18 protein-coding genes are annotated in these 19,874 nt (G+C 68.6%); 4 read left to right on the top strand and 14 right to left on the bottom strand.

The window, feature by feature from the left end; translation table 11 throughout:
* Window positions 1–127 precede the first annotated feature (127 nt).
* The 9 genes from cydB to QOZ81_RS04020 form a co-directional block, all read right to left on the bottom strand.
* Entirely contained in the window at window positions 128–1,174 is a 1,047-nt protein-coding gene (gene cydB, locus QOZ81_RS04060) for a cytochrome d ubiquinol oxidase subunit II (protein WP_291201247.1), read from the bottom strand.
* A 9-nt stretch (window positions 1,175–1,183) separates the two neighbouring features.
* Complete coding sequence (locus QOZ81_RS04055; RefSeq protein ID WP_291201250.1) at window positions 1,184–2,506, bottom strand: cytochrome ubiquinol oxidase subunit I; 1,323 nt, start codon at window positions 2,504–2,506, stop codon at window positions 1,184–1,186.
* 149 nt (window positions 2,507–2,655) lie between these two features.
* Window positions 2,656–3,015: a rhodanese-like domain-containing protein gene (locus QOZ81_RS04050; protein ID WP_291201253.1), complete on the bottom strand. Its 360-nt coding sequence runs from the start codon at window positions 3,013–3,015 to the stop codon at window positions 2,656–2,658.
* Window positions 3,016–3,051: 36 nt separating this feature from the next.
* A complete protein-coding gene (locus QOZ81_RS04045) occupies window positions 3,052–3,225 on the bottom strand; it encodes a DUF6132 family protein (protein WP_291201256.1) in 174 nt (57 codons plus the stop codon).
* Window positions 3,222–3,434, bottom strand: coding sequence for a YgaP family membrane protein (locus tag QOZ81_RS04040; RefSeq protein WP_291201260.1), 213 nt, complete (start codon window positions 3,432–3,434; stop codon window positions 3,222–3,224). The genes QOZ81_RS04045 and QOZ81_RS04040 overlap by 4 nt, the downstream gene beginning before the upstream one ends.
* 10 nt (window positions 3,435–3,444) lie before the next feature.
* On the bottom strand, window positions 3,445–6,747 hold the full coding sequence (locus QOZ81_RS04035) for an efflux RND transporter permease subunit (RefSeq protein WP_291201263.1): 3,303 nt from the start codon (window positions 6,745–6,747) through the stop codon (window positions 3,445–3,447).
* Complete coding sequence (locus QOZ81_RS04030) at window positions 6,737–7,762, bottom strand: efflux RND transporter periplasmic adaptor subunit (protein ID WP_291201266.1); 1,026 nt, start codon at window positions 7,760–7,762, stop codon at window positions 6,737–6,739. Before QOZ81_RS04030 ends, QOZ81_RS04035 begins: the two co-directional genes overlap by 11 nt.
* Window positions 7,759–9,063, bottom strand: coding sequence for a TolC family protein (locus QOZ81_RS04025; protein ID WP_291201269.1), 1,305 nt, complete (start codon window positions 9,061–9,063; stop codon window positions 7,759–7,761). The genes QOZ81_RS04030 and QOZ81_RS04025 overlap by 4 nt, the downstream gene beginning before the upstream one ends.
* A 54-nt stretch (window positions 9,064–9,117) precedes the next feature.
* Window positions 9,118–9,447: an ArsR/SmtB family transcription factor gene (locus tag QOZ81_RS04020; RefSeq protein WP_291201274.1), complete on the bottom strand. Its 330-nt coding sequence runs from the start codon at window positions 9,445–9,447 to the stop codon at window positions 9,118–9,120.
* A 152-nt stretch (window positions 9,448–9,599) separates the two neighbouring features.
* On the opposite strand from QOZ81_RS04020, the gene QOZ81_RS04015 reads away from it, so the two are divergent.
* Both QOZ81_RS04015 and QOZ81_RS04010 read left to right on the top strand, forming a co-directional pair.
* The gene (locus QOZ81_RS04015) at window positions 9,600–10,175 is read left to right on the top strand and encodes a KdsC family phosphatase (protein ID WP_291201277.1); all 576 of its coding nucleotides are present in this window, start codon (window positions 9,600–9,602) and stop codon (window positions 10,173–10,175) included.
* On the top strand, window positions 10,172–10,705 hold the full coding sequence (locus QOZ81_RS04010) for a hypothetical protein (RefSeq protein WP_291201280.1): 534 nt from the start codon (window positions 10,172–10,174) through the stop codon (window positions 10,703–10,705). Before QOZ81_RS04015 ends, QOZ81_RS04010 begins: the two co-directional genes overlap by 4 nt.
* A gap of 9 nt (window positions 10,706–10,714) precedes the next feature.
* Here QOZ81_RS04010 and QOZ81_RS04005 read toward each other — a convergent pair whose 3' ends face one another.
* The 3 genes from QOZ81_RS04005 to QOZ81_RS03995 are packed head-to-tail and all read right to left on the bottom strand — an operon-like array spanning window position 10,715 to window position 14,296.
* Window positions 10,715–11,413 (bottom strand): M24B family metallopeptidase, encoded by a 699-nt coding sequence (locus tag QOZ81_RS04005; RefSeq protein WP_291201283.1) that lies wholly within the window; start codon window positions 11,411–11,413, stop codon window positions 10,715–10,717.
* Window positions 11,379–12,143 carry an aminopeptidase P N-terminal domain-containing protein gene (locus QOZ81_RS04000; RefSeq protein ID WP_291201286.1) on the bottom strand — a complete coding sequence of 255 codons (765 nt, stop codon included), beginning with the start codon at window positions 12,141–12,143 and terminating at the stop codon, window positions 11,379–11,381. Before QOZ81_RS04000 ends, QOZ81_RS04005 begins: the two co-directional genes overlap by 35 nt.
* Before the next feature lie 59 nt (window positions 12,144–12,202).
* The gene (locus QOZ81_RS03995) at window positions 12,203–14,296 is read right to left on the bottom strand and encodes a M3 family metallopeptidase (RefSeq protein WP_291201289.1); all 2,094 of its coding nucleotides are present in this window, start codon (window positions 14,294–14,296) and stop codon (window positions 12,203–12,205) included.
* Window positions 14,297–14,396: 100 nt separating this feature from the next.
* Between QOZ81_RS03995 and QOZ81_RS03990 the strand changes: the two genes are divergently transcribed.
* Window positions 14,397–15,605 carry an alpha/beta hydrolase-fold protein gene (locus QOZ81_RS03990; protein WP_291201292.1) on the top strand — a complete coding sequence of 403 codons (1,209 nt, stop codon included), beginning with the start codon at window positions 14,397–14,399 and terminating at the stop codon, window positions 15,603–15,605.
* A 134-nt stretch (window positions 15,606–15,739) separates the two neighbouring features.
* Window positions 15,740–15,877: a hypothetical protein gene (locus QOZ81_RS03985; protein WP_291201295.1), complete on the top strand. Its 138-nt coding sequence runs from the start codon at window positions 15,740–15,742 to the stop codon at window positions 15,875–15,877.
* A 3-nt stretch (window positions 15,878–15,880) separates the two neighbouring features.
* Here the strand turns inward: QOZ81_RS03985 and QOZ81_RS03980 are convergent, their stop codons facing one another.
* The gene (locus tag QOZ81_RS03980) at window positions 15,881–17,635 is read right to left on the bottom strand and encodes a DUF885 domain-containing protein (protein ID WP_291201298.1); all 1,755 of its coding nucleotides are present in this window, start codon (window positions 17,633–17,635) and stop codon (window positions 15,881–15,883) included.
* A 69-nt stretch (window positions 17,636–17,704) separates the two neighbouring features.
* Complete coding sequence (locus tag QOZ81_RS03975; RefSeq protein ID WP_291201301.1) at window positions 17,705–19,783, bottom strand: S9 family peptidase; 2,079 nt, start codon at window positions 19,781–19,783, stop codon at window positions 17,705–17,707.
* Between the last annotated feature and the right edge of the window lie 91 nt (window positions 19,784–19,874).

Here is a 19,874-nt window from a genome sequence, read left to right as displayed (position 1 = left end):
CCACCGGGCCTGGATGATACCGAAATCACAGAAGGATGACCCTGAGGGCAACCTTTTCCCGGAGCCGTGGCGGAACTCCCCGGACCGGGGCGTGCCCTGGCTTGATCAGGCTGCTCGCTGCCTCGGCTCAGTAACCCTCGCCTTCCGCCGCGGCCTTGACCTTGCCTCGGTGGAAGCGGAACAGGAACCCGGCATAGCCGATGGCCAGGGGGAACCCGAGGAGCCACCAGACCAGGCCGGTGCGGAGCCCGTGATGGCCCACGCTGGCGTTCAGGGCCGTGAGGTCGAAGGCCGGGTCCAGGGTGGACTTGAGCATCACGGGATAGAGGCTGGCGGCGCTGGCCGCGAGGATGCCCAGGATGAAGGCGCCCGAGCCCAGGAAGGCCAGCAGGAACTTCTGCCGCCGCAGGCCCAGGGAGACCAGGCCCAGCCCCCCGACGAAGAGGGCCGTGAAGCCCCAGGCCAGGGGGGACCCGGCCAACCCCCGGAAGATGCCCGGATTCACCACGGAGGTGGCGCCGGTGGCCACCACCCACAGGAGCAGCACGAGTCCCCAAAGCGGCCCGGCCAGGGCGCGCGACCGCTCATGCACGGGCCCTTCGGTCTTCCAGGCCAGGAACAGCGCGCCGTGGGCGGTCACGGTCACCAGGGTGAACACGCCGATCAGCACGGTGTACCAGTCCAGCACGCCGGGCTGGGGGCCCAGCCGGAAGGTGGTCCACAGGGGCACGGAGAAGTAGCCGCTGGCATCCAGCGGCACGCCCCTCAGCACGTTGCCCAGGGCCGCGCCGAAGAGCACGGGCAGCAGCAGGCTGGCGAGGGCGAAGGTGCCGTCCCAGAAGTGGCGCCAGAGACCATCCTGCACATGGGAGCGGAACTCGATGGAGATGCCGCGCAGCATCAGGCACCAGACCACCACCCACATGGCCAGGTAGAAGCCGGAGAAGCCCGAGGCCAGCACCTTGGGGAAGGCCAGGAAGAGCGAGCCGCCGCCCGCCAGCAGCCAGACCTCGTTGCCATCCCAGAAGGGCCCGATGGCGCCCAGCACCTCCCGGCGCTCCTCGTTGGTCTTCGCCACGGCCAGGTGGAGGACCCCCGCGCCGAAATCGAAGCCATCCATCACCACGTAGATCGAGAACATCACGGCGACCATCCAGAACCAGAGCAGCTCCATGGCGGCCTCCTAGTGCTTCACGGGGCCGTGGGCGAGCTCCCGGCCGATGAGATAGAGGAAGAGGATGCTCAGCACCACGAAGATGCCGGCGAAGCCCAGCGTCGTGAAGGCCGTCTGACCCGCATGCACCGTGGGGGAGGCGCCCTGGTTGGTACGGAGCACCCCGTGGATCAGCCAGGGCTGGCGGCCGAACTCCGCCACGGCCCAGCCGGCCGTGGTGGCGATGTAGGGGAAGGGGAAGGCCAGCATCAGCGCCCAGAGCATGGGTCGGTTCGCGTCCAGGCGCCCCCGCCAGAGCAGGAGCGCCGCCAGGCCCATCACGGCGATCATGAGCGTGCCCAGGCCCGCCATGATGTGGAAGCTGTAGTAGAGCAGCTCGATGTTCTGCGGCCACTGGTCCTCGGGGAAGGACGACAGGCCCTTCACGTCGCTGCTGAAGGTGCCGTAGGCGATGAAGCTGAGCACGGCGGGCAGCTGCACCGGGTTGTCGATCTTCCGCTGGGCCACGTTGGGCTGGCCGATGAGGGTGAGCCCGGCCCGGGGACCGCTCTCGAAGCGCCCCTCCATGGCGGCCAGGGTGATGGGCTGGTGCCGCGCCACGAGCTTGCCCTGGAGGTCACCCGTGGGGAAGGCCACCAGGACGCTGAAGATCAGCCCCATGACCGTGCCCATCCGCAGGTTCAGGCGCGCCTGCTCGGCATGCAGGCCCTTGAGGGTCCAGAAGGCCCCCACGGCGGCCACCACGAAGGAGCCCGTCACCACCGAGGCGATCATGGTGTGGGCGTACTGGCCCAGGGCCCATGGGTTCAGGAGGAAGGCCCAGAAGCTGGTGAGCTGCAGGGTGCCATCCGGCGCCACAGCATAGCCCACCGGGTGCTGCATGAAGGCGTTGGTGGCCACGATGAAGTAGCCGGAGAGCCAGCTGCCCAGCCACAACGCCACCGCCGCGCGGAAGTGCCCCTTCGGCGACAGCTTCTTCTCGCCCCAGATCAGCAGCCCGAGGAAGCTGCTCTCCAGGAAGAAGGCGAACATGCCCTCCATCCCCAGCGTCTGCCCGATGATGCCGCCGGACAGCTGCGAGAACCGCGCCCAGTTCGTGCCGAACTGGAACTCCAGGGGGATGCCCGTCACCACGCCCACGGCGAAGTTGATGCCGAAGATCTTGATCCAGAACCGCGCGGCGTCGGCGTACCGGGCCTCGCCGGAGCGCAGGCCCATCGCCTTGAACACCACGATGAGGAAGGCCAGGCCCATGGTGAGCTGGGGGAAGAGGTAGTGGTAGGTCGCCGTGAAGCCGAACTGAAGCCGGTGCCAGAACAGCGGATCGCCCATGGTGCCCTTCCTGTCCAAAGAAAGCGCCCGCCTGTCCCGGCGCGCGTCGGCTCAGTATCCCACGCCCGGAGCCGCCCGGGTTCATTGTCGTCCACAACGGGTTCTATGCTGCCAGGCCGGTGGCAGGTCAGCCGCTGCCGCGGAGGGCCTCAGGAAAGCAGGGTGGAGAGCCGGCGCCAAGAGCCCAGGTTGGCGACCTCGGCGAACCCCGCGCGCTTGAGCAGGGAGACCGCGAAGCCGCTGCGGCTGCCCGTCTCGCAGCAGACGAGCACCGGCCGGGCCTTGTCCAGTTCCCGGGTCCGGCCCTCCAACTCATCCAGGGGGATGTTGATGGCCTTGGGGTGCGCGCCGGCCTTGAACTCGGACCGGGTGCGCACGTCCAGCACCTGGGCGCCCCGGCCCAGCAGCGCCTGGATGTCCGTGGCCGAGGCGGACCGGCGGCTCCACCACAGGTAGCCGATGGCCGCCAGGGGGAGCAGGTAGTACCAGTGGTCCAGCAGTGGGGACATGCGCCCTCCGAATCAGGTGGAATGGTTCCAGGCGACCTACCGGGACAAGGCCCAGAGCAGGCCCATGACGGCGCCGTAGCTGATGCCCCGCAGGGGCGTGGCGGTGAGCGGACAGCCGCCCGTGCTGCAGCCCACCAGGCGGTGCCAGCCGTAGCCGAGGGCACCCCCCACGAGCAGACCCAGCGCCAGGCGGATCGCCGTGGCCTTCACCGCGAGCAGCCGACGGCAGGGCCTTCCGGCACGCCCAGCTTGCGCAGGATGGAGGTCATCAGGCACCAGTTGGTGATCCCGCTCTGCAGCAGGTTCGCGCCCACGAACGCGGTGAACCAGAGCCAGTTCGGGCTGTGGAGGTGGGCCAAGGCGAGGCTGCCCAGAATGAAGGTGCCTGCGACGATGTGGACGATGCGGTCGATGGTCATGTGTCACTCCTCATTCAGCGGCCATGGCCGCCTGGCGTTGCAGGTTGGCCGCGTGGCCCCGGCGGGCCACGAGGTAATAGAGCACGGGGACGGCGATGCGGGAGAGCACGGTGGCCGCGACTTCGCCGGCCATGAGGCTGATGGCGAGGCCCTGGAAGATGGGGTCCGCCAGCATGACGGCGCTGCCCACCAGCACGGCGGCGGCGGTGAGCAGCATGGGCCGGAAGCGCACCACGCCGGCTTCCTCCACGGCGGCTTCCAGGGCCATGCCCTCCTTCAGCTTCAGCTCGATGAAATCCACCAGGATGATGCTGTTGCGGACGATGATGCCCGCCCCGGCGATGAAGCCGATCATGCTCGTGGCCGTGAAGAAGGCGCCCAGGATGCCATGCGCAGGGATGATGCCGATCAGGGACAGGGGCACCGGCACCAGGATCACCCAGGGGATCTCGAAGCTTTCGAACCAGCCCACCACCAGCACGAAGATCAGCACCAGCACGGCCGCGAAGGCCATGCCCAGGTCGCGGAAGACTTCGAGGGTGATGTGCCACTCGCCGTCCCACTTCAGCGACAGGGACTCGGTGTTCTCGGGATGTGCCAGGCCCAGGCGGGGGACGGCGCCACCGGCCGTTCCCTTGAGCGCATCGATTTTCTTGTTCAGGGCCGACAGGGCGTAGACCGGGCTTTCGATGGTGCCCGCCAGGTCCGAGAACACGTAGGCCACGGGCATGAGGTTCTTGTGGTGGATGGCGGCATCCTCGACGCCCTCCGTCACGGTCACCAGCTCGCGCACGGGGATCATCCCGCGGGCCCCGGGCACGGTGAGCTGCAGGAGCTGGTCCAGGTGCTGGCGCTTGCCGGGGGCCAGCTGGACCACCACGGGCACCTGGCTGGAGCCCCGCAGCACGTGGAAGGCACCGGCCTGGTAGCCGTACCCCGCCATGGCGAGCGTCTGGATCACATGGGCGGGCGCCACGCCGTGGAGCGCCGCCTTTTCGCGATCCAGCACCAGGTTGAGCTTGGGGTTCGTGGCGTTGAGGGTGGAATCCACGTCCACGATGCCTTCGACGCTCCTGAAGGCCGTGAGGACTTCGCGGGAAAGGCGCGTGCGCTCGGCCTCGCTGGGTCCGTAGATCTCCGCCACGATGGTGTCCATGACGGGCGGTCCCGGCGGAATTTCCACCAGCTTCATTCGAGCACCCGCAGGCTTCGAAAGCTTCTCCAGCTCAGGCCGCAGGCGCACCACGATCCCGTGGCTCTGCTCCTTGCGGCTTTCCTTGGGCACCAGGTTCACCTGGAGGTCCACCATCTCCGCCTCCTGGCGGAGGAAGCTGTGGCGCACCATGCCGACGAACGTGTAGGGCGCGGCTTCGCCCGCATAGACCTGCACATCCTTGACCGTGGGTTCCTTCAACAGGCGGCGGGCGATGTCCTGGCCCACGGCGAGGGCATCCTCCCTGGGCGTTCCGGCCGGCAGGTCCAGCTGCACCATGAACTCCGACTTGTTGTCGAAGGGCAGCATCTTCACCTTCACCACGCCGAAGCCCACCAGGGACATGGCCCCCAGGAGCAGGGCCACCACGCCGCCGAAGAAGGCCCAGCGCACAGGCGGACGCGTGAGCAGCGCATGCATGACCTTGCGGTAGAGGGCCGTCATGCGGCTGTCCGGCGCCACTTCGGGATTCTTGTGGGGCCAGTCGTGGACGGGCTCGGGCGCCGCCGTGTCGGGCGTGGCCGGGTGCAGGCCGGAGGGATCCGTCGTCGGCAGGTTGGCCTCTTTTCGGAACACGATGAGGCTGGCCCAGGGGCTGATGACGAAGGCGATGATGAGGCTGAACAGCATGGCCAGGCTGGCACCCACGGGGATGGGCCGCATGTAGGGGCCCATGAGGCCGCGCACGAAGGCCATGGGCAGGATGGCGGCGATGACCGCGAAGGTGGCCAGGATGGTGGGGTTGCCCACCTCGTCCACAGCCTCCACCACCATGCGGGCAAAGCTCTTGCGCTGGCCCGGCAGGTGCATGTGCCGGTGGATGTTCTCCACCACCACGATGGCGTCGTCCACCAGGATGCCGATGGAGAAGATCAGCGCAAACAGCGTGACGCGGTTCAGCGTGTAGCCGAACAGGTAGGTGATGAGCAGGGTGAGGGCCAGGGTCACGGGCACGGCGATGCCCACCACCACGGCGCTGCGCCAGCCCATGGCCAGCAGGATCAGCGCGATGACGCTGAGCGTGGCGATCATCAGGTGCTCGATGAGCTCGTTGGACTTGTCCCCGGCGGTCTCGCCGTAGTTGCGGGTGACGGTGAGCTTCAGGTCGCGGGGGAGGAGGCCGCCGCGCAGCGCCTCCACCTTGGCCAGCACCTGCTCGGCCAGGGCCGTGGCATTGCTGCCGGCACGCTTGGCAAGCGTGACGCTCACGGCGGGCTCGAAGCCCTGGGCGCCTCTCCCGGCGAAGAGGACCATCGGCGGCTCCGGATCCGGCGCGTCCACGATGCGGGCCACGTCGCCCAGGTAGATGGGCTTCTGGTTGCGCACGCCCACCACCAGGCGGTTCAGCTCGGCGGCCTGCAGGACGAAACCTGTGGCTTCCACCTCGGTGCGCCGGCCACGATCCACCAGCACCCCGGCGGGCAGCTGGGCCTCCGCGGACTGGAGGGCGGGCTGCAGCTCGGCCAGGGAGAAACCCAGTGAGCGCAGGCGGTCGGGATCAGGCTCCACGCGCACCATGCGGCGAGCCCCGCCGACCACCTTCACCTGGGCCGTGTTGGGCACCGTGGACAGTTCCCGACCCAGCACCTCGGCCACCTGGCGGAGGCCGCCGGGGGTCTGGTCCTGGCCGTGGAGCGTCAGCACCAGGAAGGGCACGTCATCGATGGTCTGCAGTTTGACGATGGGCTTCATGGCGCCGGGCGGCAGCAGCTGCGGGTTGGCCGCCAGCTCCTGGTGGACCTTCACGAGGCTGGGTTCCTGGGGCTCGTTCACCTTGAAGCGCACGGTGATGAGCGCCATGCCGGGCCGGCTCACGCTGTAGAGGTACTCCACGCCGGGGATGCCCCACAGCCGCTTCTCCAGGGGCGTGGCCACCTGGCTTTCCACCTCCCTGGGACTGGCGCCCGGGTAGGGCACGTAGAGGTCCACCATGGGCACGACGATCTGGGGTTCCTCCTCTCGTGGCGTGAGCCACACGGCGAGCAGGCCCAGCAACAGCGAGGCGAAGACCAGCAGTGGCGTGAGCTTGCTGCGGAGGAATCCCTTGGCGAGGCGTCCCGCCAGTCCGAGCTTCGGGTCACCCGTCTCCCTACTTGGCACGGTCCACCCCGCCGGCGATCTCGATGGGCTGGCCATCCTGGAGGCTGCCGGGCCGGTCGATGACACGGTCCTCGGCCTTCAGGCCGGAGCGCACGGGCAGGCTGTCCCCGGCCCCATCGCCGACGGTGATCCAGCGCAGCTCCGCGTGGCCCTCCTTCGCCACGAAGACGCCGGTCAGCTCGCCCCGGGTCACCAGGGCGCTCCGCGATAACATCAGCCCTTCGGCCTTGACGCCCGGCAGGAGGATGCGCGCGAAGGTCCCCTGGCGCAGGCCCCTGGGGGAGAGCACCCGGGCCCGCAGCGTGCCCTTGTGGCTGAAGGCGTCGCCACCGGGGGCGAGCGCGGTGACCTGGGCCTCGCCCGTGGCGCCCTCGGCCTCGAAGCGCACCTTCGCGCCCTGCTTCAGGCCCCGGCCTTCAGAATCGGACAGCGTGGCCACGAGCTCCTGCTCGCCTTCACCCACCAGCTCCAGCAGGGGCATGCCGGGGCCCACGAAGTCGCCTTCGTTCACCTTGCGGGACTGCACGACGCCCGAGAACGGTGCGCGGATCTGGGTGTAGGCGAGGTTGGCTTTCAGGGAGGACACCCCGGCCTGGGCCTGGGCGAGCTGGGCCTGGGACTGCTCCAGTTCGGAAGGGGTGGCGGCCTTCTGAGCGAAGAGCGCCTGGATGCGGCGCTGGTGGGCCTCCGCCGCGGCCAGCCCCGTCTCGGCGGCCTTCAGCTGGGCCTGGAGATCCTCATCGCCGAGGGCCATGAGCAGGGTGCCGGAGGCCACGCGCTGGCCCTCCTGGACCAGCACCCGCTTGACCTGGGCGGCCATGCGGGTGGCCATGGTGGCGGTGCGGGTGGACTGCAGCGTCGCGGCCACCCAGGTGCCGCCCTCCGCCTGGGAACTGGCCACCAGGGTCACGGCCACCTTCGGCAGGGCCTTCCCCTCGGGGGAGGCCTCCTTGTGGCCACAGGCCAGCGTTCCGAGCATGAGGCCCGCAAGGGCCAGGGACAGGTGAAGCTTCACAGGGTCACTCCTTCGATGGGGGCGCCGGTGGCCAGATCCAGGGCCGCGCGGCTGATGCGCAGGTCATAGAGGCTCTGGAGCAGCAGGGTGCGGGCGCCCTGCAGGGCGGCCTCTGCATCCAGCACGTCCGTGAGGGGCGTCAGGCCTTCGCGGTGGCGGGCCTCCCGCAGCCGCTTGGATTCCTCGGACGCAGCCAGCGCCTCCCTGGCGGCGGCATGCTTCGCCTCGGCGGCCCGCAGGGCTTCCCGGGCGACGCGTACCTCATGCTCGGCCTGCTGCTGCTTGAAGGTCCGCATGTCCTCGGCGGCGCGAGCCTGGGCCTGGGCCGCGTTGGACCTGGCCCGGTCCGGCCCGGAGAACACCTTCCACTTCACGCCCACGGCGGCCCAGGTCCAGGTACCGCCCTGGTGCCAGGACTGGCGCAGGGTGCCCGCGCCCAGCTCGAGACCGACCTCGGGCTTCAGGCTGCCGGCAGCGGCCTTCGCGGCCTGACCCGCCGCCTTCGCCTGCAGCTCGGCCGCTTGCAGGTCCGCGCGGATGGGCACCAGAGTCGATGCACTCAACGCGGCACCCTCCGCCTGCAGCGGCGTCGCGAGGGGAGCTTCCACCGGCGCGCTGCCGGTGAGGAGGCCCAGGCCAGAGCGGGCGGCCCGCACCTGGCGTATCACATCCGCCTTCTGGGCCTCGACCTGGGCGTGGACCGCCTTCAGGCGCTGGAGCTCGGATTCGAGCATGAGCCCCTGCTGGACGCGAGCCCCCGCGAAGGCCTCCAGGCCCAGGATCCAGGTGCGGGTGTCCTCTACCCAGAGCAGGGCCTGCTCGGCCACCTGGGCGCCGAAGTAGGCCTCCACGATGGCCATCGCCGTCTCCTGCTCGCGGCGCGTCTGGCTGGCGGATTCGGCCTGGGCCGTGTATTCGCCGGCCCACCTGGCCGCGGAGATGCGGCCGCCGGCATAGAGCGGCTGCTGCACCACCGCCGAGCCGCCGAAGCCCATGATCGCGTCGGGCCTGTTCAGGCTGGAAGGATTGAAGTCCAGGGCCGCGATGCGGCTCTGGTTGAGCTTCATGCCGAAGGCCTGCATGGGCTCGTCCGTGCGCACGCCCTGAGCCTGCAGGGTCAGCGTGGGCAGCTTCAGCGCATCGAAGCCCGCGGCCTCCTCCCGCTTGCCCTCGGCCATGGCCCGGCCGGCCTTCAGCCCGGACTGGTCGCGCCAGGCCTTGCGGATGGCCGTGGCCACCGTGAAGGGTTCCTGCGCCAGGGCGGCGGCGCCGGCCACCAGCCACAAGGTCAGGCATTGCATGGTTTTAATACTCATAAAGGAATACTCCGGACCAAAAAAAGGGCTCTCGCCCCTTCACTTCAGAGCCTTGTAGGTCACGCGGGCCCGGTCGCTGACATGGCCGCACACCAGATCGCAGAGCTCGCCCACCAGCGGCATGACTGGGGCGAAAAACACCGCGTTGCCTTCGGGCTCGCGGCTCACCAGACCCACGCGCACCAGGCAGGCCAGGTGCTTCGAGGCATTGGCCTGGGAGAGGCCGGAAGCCTCCGCGACCGCCCCCTGGCTGAGGGGGCCCTTGGAATCCAGGAGCGAGCGCAGGATCTTCAGGCGGGAGGCATCCCCCAGGGCGCTGAAGAGGCCGCTCACCTCGTCGATCATGGGATTGCTGAGCTGGTGGTTCACGAAATCAACTCCATGCGACTATATTCATTTGGTTTTGATCTTTGTCAAGCCCAAAACGCGCAGTCTCCATAAAAACTGTATACCCATCGGATCATTCAGCAACCGAAGGTTCCACTCCAGTGCCGATTTTGGCCTGAATCGTGACGAGGGTCATGCCCGACCCTGCGGATTTGCTAGGCTGGCTGTCGGGAGATGCCGTGGACGACCTGGACCTGCGCGCCGCCAAGATCCGCCTGCTCTGCACCGACATCGACGGTGTGCTCACCACCGGCGCCCTCCTCTACGGGAAGGAGCCCGGCCACACCAAGGCCTTCCACGTGCGCGACGGCGCGGCCATCAAGTGGCTGCAGCGCTCCGGCATCCCCGTGGCCTTCATCTCGGGACTGGCCTCCGATGCGACCGTGAACCGCGCCCGGGACCTGGGCGTGGAGGACTGTTTCGCGGGCCACCTGGACAAGGGGCCCGTGCTGGACCAGCTCTGCGCCAAGTACGGCCTGGCCCTGGATCAGATCGCCCACCTGGGCGACGACCTGCCCGACCTGCCTCTGCTGCGGCGCGTGGGCCTGGCCTGCTGTCCTGCGGATGCCGTGGCCGAGGTGCGGGCCGCCTGCCACTGGGTGACGCCCGTCGAAGGCGGACGGGGCGTCCTGCGCCTCGTGGCCGAGCGCATCCTCAAGGCGCAGAATCGCTGGAACGCCATCCTTTCCACTTACGAGGTCCGCCCATGAAGCTCCGCCCCCTGCCCTTCCTGCTGCTGGCCGCCCTGCCCCTCGCCGCCCAGGACGCCGCCATCGGCCTCAACGCCCACGCCCTGGTGCCCATGAGCGACCTGCGGAACCTCACCAACGGCCAGATGGGCCTGGGGCTCTCCGTGTTCGTGGAGATCCCCGTCAGCGATGCCTTCGTGTTCCGGCCCACCATCGGCGCCCAGCAGATTCCCAAGGGTGACACCCTCGGCCTGGCCGGTACCAAGACCAGCGTCACCTCGGTGGACCTGATGCTCGACGCGCTGTGGTTCCCCGGCGAAGACGCCAAGAAGGGGCCCTATCTGGTGGGCAGCATCGGCGGCCAGCAGTGGCGCGTGAGCGCCACCGGCACCAACCCTTCAGCCACCTCCGCCACCCGCCTGGGCGTGGCGGGCGGCATCGGCTATCAGGTCTCAGCCCACCTCGGCGTGGAGGCCAAGGGCTTCTGGAGCCCCATCGAAAAGGACCTCACGGCGACGGGGCTCACCGTGGGCGCCGCCTGGCGGTTCTGAGCCGGCGGCCTACCGCCGGGCCCCGGCCCCGCCGCGGACGATCCTCTCCAGCTCCTCCGCCTTGCGGGGCAGGCGGGCGCTGAGGTTGCGCGGTCCCTCCGGCGTCACCAGGATCACGTCCTCGATGCGGATGCCGATGCCCTGCCACTTCGCCTCCACGCCCTCCATGCCCCGGGGGATGTAGATGCCGGGCTCCATGGTGAGCACCATGCCCGCCTCCAGGGGCCGACTGCCGCCGTGCTTGTGGAAGGGATGCGGCGCGCCGTAGCTTCCCGCGTCATGCACGTCCAGGCCCAGGTAGTGGCTCACGCCGTGGGGCAGGAACTTGCCCCAGTCACCCCGCTTGAAGGCCTCTTCCTTCTCACCCTTGATGAGGCCCAGCTCCACGAGGCCATCACTGATGATGCGGGCCGCCTTCATGAAGCTGGCGATGTGGATGTTGCCCGGCCGCAGCTCCTGGATGCCCGCCTCCTGGGCCCTGAGCACCAGGTCGTAGAGCGCCCGCTGCTCAGGGCTGAAGCGGCCGTTGGCGGGCCAGGTGCGGGTGATGTCGGAGGTGTAGTAGCCCACCTCGCCGCTGGCATCCATGAGGATGAGCGACCCCGGCGGGATGGGCTGGTCGTTGTTCGCGTAGTGCAGAAGGCAGCCATCGCTCCCCGCGCCCGCAATGGATTCATAGGCCAGGAAACGCGCCCCCAGGGCCCGCACCGTCCCCTCCAGGGCGGGCGGCCACCTGCCCCTCGTTGGTGAAGCCCGCGCTGCCACGCAGCGCGGCCAGATGGCCCTCGATGCTCGCGTCCACCGCGCGCTGGATCATCTCGACCTCGGCGGGCTGCTTGATGACCCGCATCTCCGCGACGATGGGCCGGCCGTCCACCAGGCTCTTCTCGTAGGCGCCCATCCAGCCCGTATAGCCCTTGGGATAGGCCGCATCGAGGACCTTCACCCGGAAGGGCTCGTCGTAGCTGTCGATGAGCACGATGCGCTTGGCCTGCTTGAGGGCGGCATCGAGGGTCTTCTCCGCCTCGGGGAAGGCCACGGCCTCATCGGCCCCCTTGCGCTTCGCCCCCTCCACCCCGAGACGCGGGCCGGTGTAGGCCTCGCGCTTCGGGTCCCGCGCCTGGACGAGCAGGGTGTAGGTGCCCTTGTCCCCATCCAGCAGGGCCACTGCGCGTTCCTCCTCCACGCCTGTGAGGTAGTAGAAGTCCGAGTCCTGGCGGTAGGGACGGTCCTCCCCGCCGGAGCTGGGCTGAGTGGGCATGGACTTCGCGACGACAAGCGTGCCGGGCCCCATGGCCTTGGCCTTGGCCAGGAGCCGGGCCCGGTTCCCCCCGAAGAAGGCCTCGGGCAGGCGGACGCCATGGTGGGCCTGCGGGGCCTCGGACGTCTGGGCCGCAAGAATCGGCGCGAGGCAGAGCACGGCAAGGACACAGCGCATGGGGGCTCCTGGGGTGGAACCACTTTGCCACAAGGCCCTGCCGGATAGATCGGCGGCGGCTACTTCAGCCCGCGCTTCTCGAGCAGCGGCTCCACCTTCGGATCGCGGCCGCGGAAGCGCTGGTAGAGCAGCGCGGGATCCTCGGTGCCGCCCCTGGAGAGCACCTCGGCCCGGAACTTCGCCGCCGTGGCGGGGTCGAAGAGGTTGCCTTTCTCCTTGAAGGCCTGGAAGGCGTCGCTGTCGAGCACGGCGCTCCAGATGTAGCTGTAGTAGCCCGCCGCGTAGCCGCCCATGATGTGGTTGAAGTAGGGACTGCGGTAGCGGGGCGGGATCTCGGCGATGAGCCCCCACTTGGCCAGCGAGGCCTTTTCAAAGGCTGCGGTGTCCTGGGGCTTGATGGTGGTCAGCGTGTGCCAGTCCATGTCCAGCAGCGAGGCGGCCATGTACTCCACGGTGGCGAAGCCCTGGCCGAAGGTGGCGGCCTTCTTCATCTTGGCCACCAGGGCATCGGGGATCACCTCACCGGTCTTGTGGTGCTTCGCGTAGAGCCTCAGCATCTCCGGCTCCATGGACCAGTTCTCCATGACCTGGCTGGGCAGCTCCACGAAGTCCCGGGGCGTGCCGGCGGTGCCACGGTAGCGCCCCTTGTAGAAGAGGCCGTGCAGGCCGTGGCCAAACTCGTGGAAGAGCGTGCGCACCTCGTCCGAGGTCAGCAGCGCGGGCCGGTCCCCGGCGGGCGCGGTGAAGTTGCAGACGTTCACCACCACCGGATCCACCTGCTGCCCGTCCTTGACCCAGGCCGAGCGGTAGTTGCTCATCCAGGCCCCACCACGCTTGCCGGGCCGGGGGTGGTAGTCCACATAGATGAGGCCCAGGTGGCGGCCATCCTGCTCCTTCACCTCGAAGCAGCGCACGTCCTTTTGGTAGACGGGCAGGCCCTTCACCTCGGTGAAGGTGATGCCGTAGAGCCTTCCGGCCAGGGTGAAGGCGCCCTGGCGCACGGCGTCGATGGCGAAGTAGGGCTTCACCGATTCCTCGTCGAAGTCGTACTTGGCCTGCTTCACCTTTTCGGCGTAATAGCGCCAGTCCCAGGGTTCCAGCTTCTGGCCCGGCAGGTCCTTGACCATCATGGCCTGCAGCTCGGCGCGCTCCTTCTTGGCCACCTCCAGGGCAGGCTTCCAGATCTGGTCCAGCAGCCCGTAGACGCCCTTGGGATCCTTGGCCATGTTCTCTTCGAGCACGTAGTCAGCCCAGGTCCTGTAGCCCAGCAGCTGGGCCTTCTCCACCCGCAGGGCCGCCACCTGGGCCACGATGGCATTGGTGTCGGTGTCGCCGCCCTGGTTGCAGCGCTCCAGGTAGCCCGTGAGGATGCGCTTCCGCAGCTCGCGGTTCTGCGCGTATTCCAGGAAGGGCCAGATGCTGGGGCCGTCCAGCGTGAAGAGCCACTTGCCCTCCTGCCCAGCCTTCTTGGCCGCGGCGGCCGCGGCGGCGCAGGTGCCCTCGGGCAGGCCCGCGAGGTCCGCGGGACTCGAGACCACCATCTGGAAGGCCTTGGTGGCCTTGAGCAGGCGGTCGCCGAACTCCACGCCCAGCTTGGACTGCTCGGTGTTGATGGCGCGCATCCGGACCTGCTGGTCGGGCGTCAGGGCCGCTCCGGCCCGGACGAAGCCCTTGTAGGTGCGCTCCAGCAGCCGGGCCTGATCCGGCGCGAGCTTCAGGGTGGCCCGCGCATCCCAGACCGCCTTCACGCGATGGAAGAGCTTCGGGTTCAGCTGCACGTCGTCCCGGTGGGCGGACATCAGAGGCATCACCTCGCGGTTCACCGCCTGGAGCTTCGGGTTCGTCTCGGCCCCCGTGAGGTTGAAGAACACCGATCCCACCCGGTCCGTGAACTGGCCGGCAAGTTCCAGGGCCAGGATGGTGTTCTCGAAGGTCGGGGCCCCCGGGGCCTCGGCGATGGCGGCCACCTCGGCCTTGTGCCGGGCGATGCCTTCGCGGAAGGCGGGCAGGTAGTGCTCCTCCCGGATCTCGGCGAAGGGCGGGACGCCGAAGGGGGTCTTCCATTCCGCGAAGAAGGGGTTCGTGGCGGGGGCCGGGTCCGCGGCCAGGGCGGGTAGCGTCATGAGGGCGGCCAAAGCAGAAGCGGTGCGCATGGGGGCTCCGGAAGGTGCATTCCGTACCGTAGCATCATCTTACGAGGGAAGCCAGACGCCCCGCCCCATGGGACACTCCCCCTCCCCGCCAGGAGTCCGCATGTCCGCCATCCTCCCCTTCACGCTCCCGCGCCGGCTCCTCCCCCTACTGCTCCTGCTGTCCCTGTCCCCGGGCGCGAGGGCCCAGCCGGCGGCGAAGGTGGCCGTGAGCTTCCAGGTGACCGTGCCGGCCACCACACCTGCCGACGCCACCCTCCACGTGGCGGGCAACATGAACGGCTGGAACCCCGGCGATCCGCAGTGGAAGCTCCGGCGGCAGGCCGATGGCACCTGGTCCGGCCAGTTCCCCCTCGAGTCCGGCTATGCCCTGCAGTTCAAGCTCACCCGGGGCAGCTGGGAGACCGTGGAGAAGGACGCCAAGGGGGGTGAGCTCCCCAACCGCACCGTGGAGGCGGGCCCGGCCACGGCCGTGCGGGTGCAGGTGGAGTGCTGGCGGGACCAGGCCCCCGCGCCCGAGGTCACCCACACGGTCAGTGGCGACCTGCGGCTGGTTGAAGGCTTTGCCATGCCGCAGCTGGGCACGACCCGCACGCTGCGCATCCTCCTGCCACCGGGCTACGAGACCTCCGGCCGGCGCTATCCCGTGCTCTACATGCACGACGCCCAGAACCTGTTCGATGCGGCCACCTCCTTCGCGGGCGAGTGGGAAGTGGACGAGACGCTGGCGAAGCTGTGCGCCAGCGGCGAACTGCCACCCATGATCGTCGTGGGCATCGACCACGGCGGGAAGGAGCGCCTGGCCGAGTACTCGCCCTACCGCGACGAGCGCATCCCCACCCCGAAGGGCGATGCCTACGCGGATTTCCTCGTGAAGACCCTGAAGCCCTGGGTGGATCGCACCTACCGCACGCAGCCCGAAGCCGCCCACACCGCGCTGGCTGGAAGCTCCCTGGGCGGTCTCATCTCCCTCCACACGGTGCTGCGGCATCCCGGCGTCTTCGGCAAGGCCGCCTGCTTCTCCAGCTCCTTCTGGGTGGGCGGACGGCGGATGCTGAAGGAGGCCGCCGCCGCGAACCCGGACCCGGCCCTGCGCCTCTACCTCGACATCGGCGACCGGGAAGCCGGGGCACCCGCCGACAGCCACCAGGCGGTGCAGGACACGCTCGACGTCGCAGAGGCGCTGAGGCTCCGGGGCGTCCGAGCCGATCGCCTGATGGTGCAGGTGGCCGGAGGCGCCCGCCACACGGAGAGTGCCTGGGCCGCACGGCTCCCGGCGGCGCTCCGGTGGCTGTTCCAGGCTGCGCCCTGAGCCACCGGGGCACCCCGGGGGATCGATAGGCATTCAAAATGATCGACTAATAAAAACGGTCATCACAGGTAATGGGTCCATGCTGAGCCAGGGTCCGAATCCCAAAGAACCGGGGACCCGCACACAGAGGACTCATGTCCAACGACAAGAAACCCAAGAAGGCCAAGCCGGCCGTGATCCACGGCGCCACCCACAAGGGAGCGGGCCTGAGCGGCACCCTGGCCGAAGTCGCGAAGCCCTTCCCGCTGTCTCCGGCCAAGAAGAAGAAATAGGGCTCAGCGTTTCGGCAGCATGAGCTCCCGGATGGACTTCACCGGCGCGCTGCCATAACCCAGGAACTGCTCGTGGAAGCGCTTGAGGTCGAAGCGGTCTCCCTGCTTTGCCTTGAGCTGCTCCCGCAGATCGTAGATGGCCGCATAGCCGGCGAAATAGCTGGAGAGCTGGACCGCGGTGACCTGCGCCCGGTGCCACTTCTCCCGGGCCTCGGAATCCTGTTGGAAGGCTTCGTGGAGCAGCAGGTCCATGGCCTTCTCCTCGCTCATGCCCAGGACGTGGATGCTGTAGTCGAGGATGGCGTTGCACACCACCCGCAGGTTCCACTTGGAGTACATCAGCCACATCTCCGGCGTGTTGCCGCCGTAGCCGGATTCCAGCATCATCCGCTCGGCGTAGACCGCCCAGCCTTCGACCATGGCCCCATTGCCGAACAGGGCCTTCACGAGGCTGGGCGACTTGTTGGCGTGGAGGAGCTGGACGTAGTGGCCGGGAACGGCCTCGTGGATGTTGAGGACCTGGAGGGTGTACTCGTTGTACTCCCGCAGGTAGCTCTCCTTCTCGGCCGCGGTGCCGTCCAGCGGTGTCACGTTGTAGTAGGTGTTGGCCCCGGGATCGTAGGGTCCGGGCGCGCTGATGCTGGCCCCGGCCACCCCGCGCATGTATTCCGGCGTTTCGCGCACCACCAGCGGCTTGGTGGGATCCAGTTCCAGGAGGTCGTGCTCCCGGACCCAGCTTTCCAGCAGGGGGATCTGCCGCTTCACCTCGGCCACGAAGCCCTCCGCGGCCACGTGCTTCTGCGAAAGCCGCTCCACCATGCGGCCGATCAGGTCCAGCCGCGCCGAAGGCATGGGTTCCGAGCCGAAATACTTGGGCCAGAGCTGGACGGCCAGGTCGGCCATGCGGGCATGGAGCTTCTCCTTCTCCACCAGGGCCCGCTGGTACAGCTCTTCCGCCGTGCAGTCCGCCTGGATCGAGTAGGTGAAGGACTGCTCGAAGAGCTCCTTCCCGATGCGGAAGGAGCGGCCGCCCGTGGCCTGCAGCTGCCTGTCGAGGTTTTCCAGATGCGTGATGTAGCCCTGGATGGCGGTCCTGGCCTTGGCCGCCCCAGCCTTCAGCTGGGCCTTCTCGGCTTCCGTGAGCCTGGAACCCTCCACCTGCTTGAGGAAGCCGTCGCCCAGCACGCCCAGGGCGCCCTTGTTCTGGAGGATGGCCAGCTGGGTGTGCTCGCGCGTGGGGCTCTTGATCGAGGTTTGCGCGGCAGCGTAATAGGGGGCCACCAGGGGCAGGCGCTTCGCCACCGTCCGGAGCCGGACTTCCAGAGGGGCGTACTCCGTCCCCAGGAGGAGGCCGAAGGTGCGGGCCACGTTGTGGCTGGAAGGATCCCACTGGTGGGCCTTGAAGACCGTGGTCTCCCAGCGCTCAGACGCCAGCTGGTTGCGGATCAGGCGCAGATCGATCCGGTCCTGGGCATCCAGGGAGGACTCATCAAACGCCTTCAGCTTCCGCAGCCAGGTCGCCGCGAAGGCAAGCCCCCGGCGGCGCTCGGCGTCGTCGGGAATCGGCAGCCGGTCCGCGTACTTGTAGTAGCCGGCCGCCACGGCGCTTTCCGGGTTCTGCTTCCAGTAGGCCTCGATGAAGTCGGCCTTGAAGCGCGAGAAGGCCGCCTTCACGGCGCCGCCGGAAGCCGCCGCATGGACAGGGGGGACGGCCACCATGGCCAGGAGCGCCGGAACCACCATGAGGGTGCTGTTCATGTCGATGCCCTTTCGCTGAACGGTCAGGTGATGCGGGGCGCAGCCAGTCGGCCACGCCCCCATGCGAGCCTACTTCCCGGCCTTGTCGAAGGCCAGGTTTCGCACCATGTCCTCGGTCTTCCAGGGGGCGGCATTGCCGCCCAGGTACTTCTGGAACCACTCGAGGTGGGCGTTGTAGTAGACGGGCATGGACTTCAGGTTGTCGGGCCAGTGGCCATCGTTCTTGAAGACGATGAGCCGGCTGGGCACGCCCATCTCCTGCAGACCCGTGAAGAACTGCAGGCTCTGGGTGTAGGGCACGCGGTAGTCGCGCTCGCCGGTGATGACCAGGCAGGGAGTCTTGAAGGCCTTCACGTGGCTGCTGGGGTTCATGCGGTCGTAGGCGGCGGCCTTGTCCCAGGGCGTGCCCGTGAGGTCGTGCTCCGCGAACCAGAGCTCCTCGGTGGCGCCGTGCATGGAGCGCAGATCGTACACGCCCATCATGGCGGCCAGCGCCTTGAAGCGGGTGGTGTGGCCCTCCAGCCACATCATGGCGTAGCCGCCCCAGCTCCAGCCCATGGCGCCCATGCGGTCCTTGTCCACGTAGGGCAGGGCCGCGAGATGGTCGGCCACCTTCAGGATGTCGGTCTGCACCTTGCCGTCCCAGTCGCCGCTGATGGCGTCCGTGAAGGCCTGGCCGTAGCCCGTGGAGCCGTGGGGATTGGGGAAGGCCACGATGTAGCCCGCGCCGGGATAGACCTGCCAGTCGCCGCGCAGGGTGTCGGACCACATCATCTGCGGACCGCCGTGCACGTTGAGGATGAGCGGATACTTCTTCGCGGGATCGAAGCCGTGGGGCTTTACCAGGAAGACGTGGATGTCCTTGCCGTCGGCGCCCTTCACGGTGAATTCCTCCGCCGGGCGGATGTCCACCTCGTCGGCCACGGCCTGGTTGAAGGCGGTGAGCCGCTTCAGCTCCCTGGTCTCGAAGGCGTAGCTCCACACCTCGACGGGCTCGCCCACCCGGGTCTTGGTGAGCAGCACGCGTTTCTGGTCGGGGCTCACCACGAACTCGCGGATGCTCTGCCCCTCCAGCATGCGGGTGGTCTTTCCGGTGGCCACCTCGACGCGGAACAGGGGCCAGCGGCCCTTCTCCTGCACGGTGAACCAGAGGGCCTTGCCGTCCGCCGACCACTGGAAGCCGTCCACCCAGTTGTCGATGCCTTCCGTCAGCACCTTGCGGATCTTCGCCTGCCGGTCGTAGATGGCCAGGCGGAAGCGGTCGGACTCGTGGCCCGGCTTGGTCTGGAACTTGTAGGCGATGAAGCGGCCATCGGGCGAATACTTGGGGTCCTGGTCTGCGGCCGGATTGTCGCCGGTGATGCGCCGGGGCGTGCGGACGCCCTCCAGGGAGATGAGGAAGAGGTCCTGGTTGGTGCTGCGGGCCTGGACCGCGTCGGTGTTCGTGGTGACGCAGACCTCCTTGCCGTCGGGGCTCAGGTCCCAGCTCTGCCAGAAGGCCGGGTAGTCCTGTTTCCCGGCGGTGAGCGCCTCCACCTTGCCCTCGAAGGTGGCCGTGAACAGGTGGCTGTACTGGAAATCGCGCCAGCCGGTCCAGTGGCGGTAGAGCAGCTCATCGGCCAGGTGGGCCTGCACCGGGCCGCTGTCCAGCTTGTCGCTGAGTTCCTTGTGCCGGGCGCCGTCCGTCAGGGCCTCGGGGAACACGGAGGCCTCGAACACCACCTTGTCCCCGCCGGGCATCAGCTTCGGCGCGCCCACGCCCGCCTCGAAGGAGGTCACCTTGCGGGCTTCGCCGCCGCTGGCGTCCAGGGCCCAGAGCTGGCTGCCCCCGCTGCGGCTCGACAGGAAGTAGAGGGTCTTCCCGTCCTTCGACCACTGGGGCGCCGTATCCGACTTGCCCGAGAAGGTGAGCTGCTTCGCCTGCCCCGAGGCAACCTCCAGCAGCCAGAGCTGGGTGTTCCGCGTGGACGCCTTCAGGTCCTGGCTGGACACCTCGAAGGCCAGCTTCGAGCCGTCCGGGCTCAGCGCCAGGTGCTGCACCCCCTTGAGCCGGTACAGGTCCTCGATGTGGAAGGCCCGCTTCTCCGCCGCCGCGGCGGGCAGGGCGATGATCAGGGCGGGAACCAGGAATCGATGCAACGGGAACAAGAGAACCTCCGGACGCGACCCTCCAGAATCGCACGGGGGCGGGGAGCCCTGCCACCCTCGGGATCCCGGGTGGCGGCTTGCTATCCTGGGC

The organism is Geothrix sp. (assembly GCF_030219325.1).
In the GTDB taxonomy this organism is placed as follows: Bacteria; Acidobacteriota; Holophagae; order Holophagales; family Holophagaceae; genus Geothrix.
This window is presented reverse-complemented; position numbering and strand designations above follow the sequence as displayed.

Coding starts and splice junctions, on each gene's coding strand:
- QOZ81_RS04040 (WP_291201260.1), bottom strand. CDS start 3,434: ATGACCATCGACCGCATCGTCCACATCGTCGCAGGCACCTTCATTCTG.
- QOZ81_RS04050 (WP_291201253.1), bottom strand. CDS start 3,015: ATGTCCCCACTGCTGGACCACTGGTACTACCTGCTCCCCCTGGCGGCC.
- QOZ81_RS03980 (WP_291201298.1), bottom strand. CDS start 17,635: ATGAACAGCACCCTCATGGTGGTTCCGGCGCTCCTGGCCATGGTGGCC.
- QOZ81_RS03990 (WP_291201292.1), top strand. CDS start 14,397: ATGTCCGCCATCCTCCCCTTCACGCTCCCGCGCCGGCTCCTCCCCCTA.
- QOZ81_RS04025 (WP_291201269.1), bottom strand. CDS start 9,063: ATGCAATGCCTGACCTTGTGGCTGGTGGCCGGCGCCGCCGCCCTGGCG.
- QOZ81_RS04010 (WP_291201280.1), top strand. CDS start 10,172: ATGAAGCTCCGCCCCCTGCCCTTCCTGCTGCTGGCCGCCCTGCCCCTC.
- QOZ81_RS04015 (WP_291201277.1), top strand. CDS start 9,600: ATGCCCGACCCTGCGGATTTGCTAGGCTGGCTGTCGGGAGATGCCGTG.
- cydB (WP_291201247.1), bottom strand. CDS start 1,174: ATGGAGCTGCTCTGGTTCTGGATGGTCGCCGTGATGTTCTCGATCTAC.
- QOZ81_RS03995 (WP_291201289.1), bottom strand. CDS start 14,296: ATGCGCACCGCTTCTGCTTTGGCCGCCCTCATGACGCTACCCGCCCTG.
- QOZ81_RS04000 (WP_291201286.1), bottom strand. CDS start 12,143: ATGCGCTGTGTCCTTGCCGTGCTCTGCCTCGCGCCGATTCTTGCGGCC.
- QOZ81_RS04055 (WP_291201250.1), bottom strand. CDS start 2,506: ATGGGCGATCCGCTGTTCTGGCACCGGCTTCAGTTCGGCTTCACGGCG.
- QOZ81_RS03985 (WP_291201295.1), top strand. CDS start 15,740: ATGTCCAACGACAAGAAACCCAAGAAGGCCAAGCCGGCCGTGATCCAC.